The organism is Streptomyces hygroscopicus subsp. hygroscopicus (genome assembly GCF_001553455.1).
In the GTDB taxonomy this organism is placed as follows: domain Bacteria; phylum Actinomycetota; class Actinomycetes; order Streptomycetales; family Streptomycetaceae; genus Streptomyces; species Streptomyces hygroscopicus.
Map to the genome: position 1 here is coordinate 1 of NZ_BBOX01000184.1, position 646 is coordinate 646.

At 72.6% G+C, this 646-nt stretch carries 1 protein-coding gene; it reads left to right on the forward strand.

Annotated elements, in window-relative coordinates; all coding sequences use genetic code 11:
• On the forward strand, nucleotides 1-646 hold a 646-nt coding region (locus AXW62_RS19950; RefSeq protein ID WP_159060921.1), incomplete at both ends, for an acyltransferase domain-containing protein.

The following is a 646-nucleotide window of genomic DNA, read 5'->3' on the forward strand; positions in this document are numbered from 1 at the left end:
GATTCTGTCGTTGCGGGACGCCGCCCGTGTGGTGGCGTTGCGGAGCCAGGTGATCGGCCGGGTGCTGGCGGGCAAGGGCGGCATGGTGTCGGTGGCCCTGCCGGTGGCCGACGTACGGGAGCGGATTGCGGCGTGGGGGGAGGAGCGGATCTCGGTGGCGGCGGTCAACGGGCCGTCCTCGGTGGTGGTCTCGGGTGAGCCGGCGGCGCTGGATGAGCTGGTGGCGTCCTGCGAGGCCGATGAGGTGCGGGCGCGTCGGGTGCCGGTGGACTACGCCTCGCATTCCGCGCAGGTGGAGCTGCTGCGTGCGGAGTTGCTGGAGCTGCTGGCGCCGGTGCAGCCGAGGGCGGCGGAGGTGCCGTTCCTGTCCACTGTCACGGGGGAGTGGGTCGAGGGTCCGGAGCTGGACGCGGAGTACTGGTTCACCAATCTGCGGCGCACGGTGGAGTTGGAGGGTGCCGTCCGGCGGTTGCTGGACGAGGGCTTCGGGGTGTTCATCGAGTCCAGCGCGCACCCCGTCCTGACGGTGGGGGTGCAGGAGACGGCCGAGGACGCGGGCCGGGAGGCCGCCGCGATCGGGTCGCTGCGGCGTGACGAGGGCGGTCTTGACCGCTTCTGGGTCTCGCTGGGCGAGGCGTGGTCGCGG